This is a genomic window from Lentzea sp., assembly GCF_036380075.1.
Classification (GTDB): Bacteria; Actinomycetota; Actinomycetes; order Mycobacteriales; family Pseudonocardiaceae; genus Lentzea.
This window is the reverse complement of sequence record NZ_DASVFL010000104.1, coordinates 97,066-103,856: the sequence shown is the minus strand read 5'-3', so window position 1 is coordinate 103,856 and position 6,791 is coordinate 97,066. Positions and strand designations below refer to the sequence as shown.

The window sequence follows — 6,791 nt, the reverse complement described above, 5'->3', positions numbered from 1 at the left end:
GGGCGCGTCGCTGGTCGTGGCGCTCTCGCTGATCAGCCTGCGCGGCCGCGGCCAGCACGGGACGACGCAGCTGTCCGGCATGGCCCAGTCGCTCGGCTACCTGCTCGCCGCGCTCGGACCGGTCGTCGCCGGACTGCTCGCCGAGCGCACCGGCACGTGGACGGCGTCGCTGCTCGTCGTGGGCGTGCTCGCCGTCGCCCAGGTCGCGGTGGCGGTCGCGGCGGGCCGTCCGCGGTCCGCTGTGGAACCGTCGTAGCGCCTCGCACCACTAGGCTGCGCGGTATGAGCAGGAAAGTGTTCGTCGGGCTCGGAGTCGTGCTGATCCTCCTCGGCGGTCTGTGGACCGCGCAGGGGCTGGGGTACGTCGGTGGCAGCTTCATGACCGGCCAGCAGCTGTGGACGACGATCGGGCTGATCTGCGTCTGCGCCGGTGTTCTGCTGCTGGTCCCGTGGCCCAAGCGCAGGTGACCGCCGTCAGGCGGGAGTGATGCCGCGCACCGGGACCGCGTCGTCCAGGCACCAGTCCAGGACGCCGGGCCACGGGCCGTAGCCGTCGCCGGGGGTGATGTGCCCGGCGCCGTCGAGGAAGTCGACCTCGATGCCGAGCTCCGCGCCCCACGCGGACGCCTCGACGGGCGTGTACGGGTCGGTGGTCGAGACGACCGCCCTCGTCGACTTGGTCGAGGCGGCGGCGATCCGCTCGGGGTCGAGATCGCGCGGGGAGAACTCCTCGTTGCGGTTCTCCGCCGTGAACGCCTGGTCGCCGAGCGGCGACACCAGCAGGACCCGGTGCACCCGCAGCTCCTCCGGCAACGACTGCGACGCCCGCAGCCACAGGGCGGTGCCGAGTGAATGGGCCACCACGACCCGTTCCCGGTCGCCGAGCTGCGCCAGCTCGGCGTGCAGCAGGTCCGTCCAGGTCTGCGGGGAAGGCTGGGACGGCGCCGGGAACTGCGGGTACAGCACCTGCTCGCCGCGCCCGCGCAGCGACTCGGCGAGCCACCACATCCAGTGCCCGCGGGGGCGGTGGTTGTCCAGGCCGTGCAGCAGCAGGAAGCGCCGGGACGGGGAGAAGTCGTTCATGCGGGTTTCCTCGGGGGTGTCGTTCGCTTGCGGCCGGCGTAGGTCCGGCTCTTGATCCGGTTCCCGCAGACGGCCATCGAGCACCACTTCGCGGTGCCCGGACGGCTGTGGTCGACGAGGAAGAGGTTGCACTCCGCGTTCGCGCACGCCCGCAGCCGGCCGGGCGCCTCCTGCTCGACCCGCGACCACGCGAGCGCGACCCGGACCGCCAGGCGGCGGTCCGGCGGTGTGGTGAGGGTCCACTCCAGACCGGTCGGCGTCGCTTCGGGAACGAGGGCGGCGCCGTCGAGCAGTGCGTTCAGCGTGCTCGTCGTGTCGTGCCCGCGGACCAGGTCCTGGAGGGCGTCGCGCACGCCCCGGAGGTGCTCGAGCTCGTCCGGGCTGCCGGTGCCGTCGAAGCGCCGGGCCAGCGCCCTTCCCGGGGCGCCCGCGAGCTGTTCGGTGCGGGTGCCGCCGACGACCGGGGCGCTGTTGAGCACGGCCAGCAGCAGGTCCTCGTCCTCGGTCACCAGCACCTCCTCCGCCCGGGGTGGGCTCACGTTACCGAGGCGCCAACCGGTAAACAAGCTCGTACCGGTCAGCCCGGCGACGGCGCAGAAGACGGCGCGGAAGACGGCGCGGACGACGGTTCCGGCGACGGAGGCGTGGGCGGGGGAGGCCCGCTGCTCACGGACAGCACGACCGGCGTGCCGCGGAAGGAGACGCCCTGCTGCGACTGCGCGACCACCGCACCCCGCGGCCTCGACGAGCTGACGGACACCGTCCGCACCTGGTAGCCCGCGTCGCGCACCATCGCCGCAGCCCTGGTGACCTCCGTGCCGACGACGTCGGGGACCCGCATGCGCGTGTCGCCGTGCAGGTAGCGGTCCTCGGCCCGCGGCAGCGGCTTCTCCGGCAGGCCGGCGTGGACCTTCACCATCGTGTCGAACCAGGTGGCGGCGGGGACGGTGCCGCCGTAGATGTTGCCCTCGGCGCACAGCCGGGGCGGTCCGGCGCCGATGCAGATGCCCTTCGGGGAAGTGCTGTCGTTGAACACCTGCACCGCACCCGCGTAGTCCGGCGTGGCCCCGATGTAGGCGGCGGACTTGTACTCCTCGGTCGTGCCGGTCTTGCCCATCATCGGCCGCGTCCAGCCGGCCTTGCGCGCCGCCGCCGCGGACGTGCCGATGCCCTTGGTGTCCTCGCTCAGCCCGACGGCGAGCGCGTTGGCGAGCTGCTCCGGCACCGCCTGGTCGCACGGGGTGCCGGTGAGCCGCACGGGCCTGCCGTCGCGGTCGAACACGCGCCGGATCGGCGTCGGTTCGCACCACGTGCCGCCGCTCATGATCGTCGCGGCGACGTTCGCGATCTCCAGCGTGCTCGACGGCGCGGGCCCGAGGGTGAAGGACGCGTTGGCGTTGCCGGCGTAGTACTCCGCCTGGGACACCCGCAGGTCCCTGGGCTGCTTCCGGCTCGGCTCCACCCCGGCGATGTTCGTGGCTATGGTCCGGCGCATGCCGAGCCGCGACGCCATGTCCACCGCGGCGTCGACGCCGGTCTTCTCCTCCAGCACCACGAACGCCGTGTTGGGCGAGGTGGCGAGCGCCTGCCGCAACGTCATCCGCGCGGGGTAGCGGTCGTTGTGGTTGGCCAGGCAGTACCAGCGGGTGTCCGGCTCGCCCGTCGCGGGGCACGCGGTGCCGCCGCCCTTGAACACCTTCGACGTGTAGGTGGTCGGCGACGGGATCACCGTGTCGACGCCGATCCCCTTCTCCAGCGCGGCGGCCGCGGTGAAGATCTTGTACACCGACCCGGTGCCGAACTTGTTCTCCACCCCGCTGGGCAGGTCGAACTGCGTCTGGAACCTCTCCGCGTCCAAGCCGTAGTCGCGGTTGGCCACCAACGCCACGACCTCGTGCCGGTCCTTGCCGGGCCGCACGACGGCCATGGTGTTCGCGACGCCGGGCGTGTTCTTCGGCGCCTGCGCCTCGACGGCCCGCTTGGCGTGCCCGGTGACCTCCGGGTCGAGCGTGGTCTCGATCCGGTAGCCACCGATCTTCAGCTCCTCCAGGCTGAACCCGGCCTCGGTCAGGTGCCGCACCAGGAACGAGCAGAAGAAGCCGTTCGCCGGACCCGCGCCGACGCATCCGGTCTGCAGTGGACGGACCGGCTTGCTCAGGCCGAGTGGCGCGAACTTGTGCCGCACCGCCTCGGCCCCGGACAGCTTCCCGTCCGCCACCATCGCGTCGATCACGACGTTGCGGCGTTCGAAGGCCTTCTCCGGCCTCGTCTCCGGGTCGAGGGCGGTCGGGCTGTTGACCATGCCGGCGAGCATCGCGGCCTGCGGGACGGTCAGCCGGTCCGGTGTGGTGCCGAAGTAGGCCTGCGCGGCGGCGGCGACGCCGAAGATCGTCGAGCCGAACGGCACGAGGTCGAGGTAGCGGGCGAGGATCTCGTCCTTGCCCAGCGCGGCTTCCAGCCCCACGGCGATGCGCGCCTCCCGCAGCTTCCGCGTGATGCTCTGCTCCTGCGCGGCGCGCTGCGCGCTCCTGTCGGTGCGCGCGAGCACGTGCACGAGGTAGTTCTTCACGTACTGCTGGGTCAGGGTCGACGCGCCCTGCTCCACCGATCCGCTGGCGTTGTTCCTGGCCGCAGCCCGCGCGGACGCCAGCCAGTCGACGCCGTGGTGGTCGTAGAAGCGGCGGTCCTCGATGGCCAGCAACGCGTTCTTCATGTGCGGCGAGATCTTGTCCGGAGGTGTCCGCACCCGGTACTGGTCGTACAGGTGGGCGATCGGCGTGCCGTTCTTGTCCGTCACCGTGGTCATCAACGGCGGGTCGGTGCCCATCATCGTCGCCAGGGTGGAGCTCACCTGGTCGCTCAGCTCGTTGGAGAGCGCTCCCAGCGACGCGGTGACGGGGAAGAGCATGCCCGCGAGCAACACCCCGGCGAGCAGGCAGAGCCCCGCCAGCCTGCCGGCGCAGGACGCGATCTTCGTGCGGTCCAAGGACGGACTCCCTCTGTCGATGCGGCTCCGGCCGGTTACCCGTCGACCGCGCCGTCAGTCGCCCGCTTCGGATGAACCCGAAGCCCGGAGTTCGTCACACACCGTGTGGTGCAACGAAGTTCGTCACCCGCCGGTGTCGGTGCAGCGTCCACATCGGACGAAGATTGGCCGACTTGCGGCGCACGCGTGTGTTGACCATCCGCGGCGGCGCGCGCGTTCGTATCGTGCTGGCTGTGGGATTCGAACAACCGGCTGGTCCGCAGCCTTCGGAGCTGGGCATCGAGATGCTGCCCGTGGCCTTGGCGGGGCTGCGCGCCGAACTCGGCGAGGCGCGCGCCCTCGCCCGCGAGCTGGCGGGGATGACGCCGGAGCAGGCCGACTGCTCGTGGTGCGACCAGCTCGAGGAGGAGTACCACGACGTCGGCGCCGCGCACGCGACGATGGTCCGGCAGCTGGTGCGGTGGCGCCGCGACCACCCGGACGCCCCGGGACTCGACGAGCTCGCCGCGCTCGTCGCCGAGGTCGAACCGGTCCGCCGGGCGCTGCTGCGGCAGTTCGCGCGGTTGCGGTGCGCCCGCGGCACCAGCGGGACCAGGGGCGTGGCCGGTCAGCCCGAGCCGGAGCTGGTCCGCGACGATCCGCGGTGGACGTTCTCGGACCTGCCGGGCCACGAACCCCGCGCCCTGCACCTCTGGCGCGAGGACGACACCCACCTCGTCGCGGTCGTCGCCGCCGAGTCGCCGGAGGGCGGGGTGTCCACGGTCGACGCGCGCGACGCCGTCGTGGCACGGCTGGAGTCGGAGCACCCGGACTGCCGGATCGAGCTCTTCGTGTGGACGCGCGGGTCCGTGCCGAGCGGTGACTCCTTCGAACGCGAGGCGCTGCTCGGGTTCGAACCGGTGCCGGCGCACGACGTGATCGACCGCCTCGGCGCCGGGCGGCACTACCGCTGCGGCTGCCAGGCCTGATCCGCGGATCGTCTGCCGACCGAGACCGGACGGCCGCGTTTGACGCGCCTTCGAGAGGGTAAGCGGGCCTCGTGCGAACACGTCGAGGGTGGGCGGTTCTGGTGGGGCTGGGCGCGGTGCTGCTGGCACTGGTGCTGATCGGCGTGCGGCCGCAGACGGACGACGGGTTCCGGTCCGCCGTCGAGACCGGCGTCCAGGACGCGGTGTCCTCGGTCGGCACCGCCCGGCTCGCGGGGCAGACCGCCTTGCGGGACGGCACGTTCGCTTCGTACGAGTCGACGGTCCTCGAGGACACCCGCGAGAGCGTGGCGACCGCGCTGTCGGACCTCGCCGAGCTGCCGGTCCCCGGTCAGGACTCCCAGAAGCTGCGGGACGAGGTGCTGCCGCTGCTGCAGGAGTCAGTCCGCCAGATCGGGGACCTCGGAACCGGCCTCGCCGAGGACGACCGGGCCACCGCGACGGAGGCCGTGGACGGGCTCGCCGGCACGGGGGAGAAGCTCGCGGCGGTGCTGGACGGCCTGCGGTGAAGCGGCTCCTGGCCGTCACCCTCGGCATCCTCACCGCCATCGGCGGCTTCGTCGACATCGGCGACCTGGTGGCGAACTCGGAGACCGGTGCCCGCTTCGGCATGCGGCTCGCGTGGGTCGTGGTGGTCGGTGTCATCGGCATCTGCGTCTACGCCGAGATGTCCGGCCGGGTCGCCGCCGTGAGCGGGCGGCCGGTGTTCGACCTCGTGCGGGAACGGCTCGGCCCGCGCGTCGCCCTGGCCAACCTCGCGGGTTCCTACCTCGTCACCCTGCTGACGCTCAGCGCGGAGATCGGCGGTGTCGCGCTCGCGATCCAGCTCGCGACCAGCGTGCACTACCTGCTGTGGGTGCCGATCGCGGCGTTCGTGCTGTGGGTCGTGCTGTGGCGGGTGAAGTTCGAGCCGATGGAACGCGTCTTCGGCCTGGCCGGTCTCGCCCTGGTGGTGTTCGTCGTGGCGTTCTTCGCGCTCGACCCGCCGTGGGAGCGGCTCGCGGACCAGGTGACGACGTTCGCGCCCCCACCCGCCGAGGACTGGGGCACCTACGGCTTCTTCGTCGTCGCCCTGTTCGCCGCGGCCATGACGCCGTACGAGGTGTTCTTCTTCTCCTCGGGTGCGGTGGAGGAGAGGTGGTCGCGCCGCGACCTCGCGACGGAGCGGGTGAACGTCTTCGTCGGCTTCCCGCTGGGCGGCCTGCTGTCGCTCGCGATCATGGCGTGCGCGGCGGTGGTCTACGAGCCGGCGGGCATCCGGGTGGACGCCCTGAGCCAGACCGCGCTGCCGGTCGCGATGGCGTTCGGCAAGCTCGGGCTCGCGGTCGTGATCCTCGGGTTCTTCGCGGCGACCTTCGGTGCCGCGCTGGAGACCGGCCTGTCGGCCGGGTACACCGTGGCGCAGTACTTCGGCTGGCAGTGGGGCAAGCTCGTGCGGCCGCGGCAGGCGGCCCGGTTCCACGTCGTGGTGCTGGTCAGCATCCTGCTCGGCGTCGCGCTGCTGCTCACCACCGCCGACCCGATCGCGATCACGGAGTACTCGCTGGTGTTCAGCGCGGTCGCGCTGCCGCTGACCTACCTGCCGATCCTGATCGTCGCCAACGACCGCGACTACCTCGGCGACCAGGTCAACGGCCGCTTCACCAACGCGCTGGGCGTGACGTACCTGGTGATCATCCTCGTGGCGGCGGTCGCGGCCGTGCCGCTGATGTTCCTGACCGGAATGGGAGGCTGAG

Annotated in this window: 7 protein-coding genes and 1 pseudogene; 5 read left to right on the top strand and 3 right to left on the bottom strand. The window is 72.1% G+C overall.

What is annotated here, in order from left to right:
- Positions 1-256: pseudogene (locus VF330_RS13140) on the top strand (MFS transporter); the annotation flags it as partial.
- A gap of 26 nt (positions 257-282) precedes the next feature.
- Positions 283-468 (top strand): hypothetical protein, encoded by a 186-nt coding sequence (locus VF330_RS13135; protein ID WP_330851732.1) that lies wholly within the window; start codon positions 283-285, stop codon positions 466-468.
- Positions 469-474: 6 nt separating this feature from the next.
- Here the strand turns inward: VF330_RS13135 and VF330_RS13130 are convergent, their stop codons facing one another.
- The 3 genes from VF330_RS13130 to VF330_RS13120 form a co-directional block, all read right to left on the bottom strand.
- Entirely contained in the window at positions 475-1,083 is a 609-nt protein-coding gene (locus tag VF330_RS13130; RefSeq protein WP_330851840.1) for an RBBP9/YdeN family alpha/beta hydrolase, read from the bottom strand.
- Positions 1,080-1,592, bottom strand: coding sequence for a CGNR zinc finger domain-containing protein (locus VF330_RS13125; RefSeq protein WP_330851839.1), 513 nt, complete (start codon positions 1,590-1,592; stop codon positions 1,080-1,082). The genes VF330_RS13130 and VF330_RS13125 overlap by 4 nt, the downstream gene beginning before the upstream one ends.
- 68 nt (positions 1,593-1,660) lie before the next feature.
- Complete coding sequence (locus VF330_RS13120; RefSeq protein WP_330851838.1) at positions 1,661-4,069, bottom strand: penicillin-binding protein; 2,409 nt, start codon at positions 4,067-4,069, stop codon at positions 1,661-1,663.
- A gap of 233 nt (positions 4,070-4,302) precedes the next feature.
- Between VF330_RS13120 and VF330_RS13115 the strand changes: the two genes are divergently transcribed.
- The 3 genes from VF330_RS13115 (at position 4,303) to VF330_RS13105 (ending at position 6,790) form a co-directional block, all read left to right on the top strand.
- Positions 4,303-5,037, top strand: coding sequence for a hypothetical protein (locus VF330_RS13115; RefSeq protein WP_330851837.1), 735 nt, complete (start codon positions 4,303-4,305; stop codon positions 5,035-5,037).
- A gap of 71 nt (positions 5,038-5,108) precedes the next feature.
- Positions 5,109-5,564, top strand: coding sequence for a hypothetical protein (locus tag VF330_RS13110; RefSeq protein ID WP_330851836.1), 456 nt, complete (start codon positions 5,109-5,111; stop codon positions 5,562-5,564).
- The gene (locus tag VF330_RS13105) at positions 5,561-6,790 is read left to right on the top strand and encodes an NRAMP family divalent metal transporter (protein WP_330851835.1); all 1,230 of its coding nucleotides are present in this window, start codon (positions 5,561-5,563) and stop codon (positions 6,788-6,790) included. Before VF330_RS13110 ends, VF330_RS13105 begins: the two co-directional genes overlap by 4 nt.
- Position 6,791 lies beyond the last annotated feature (1 nt).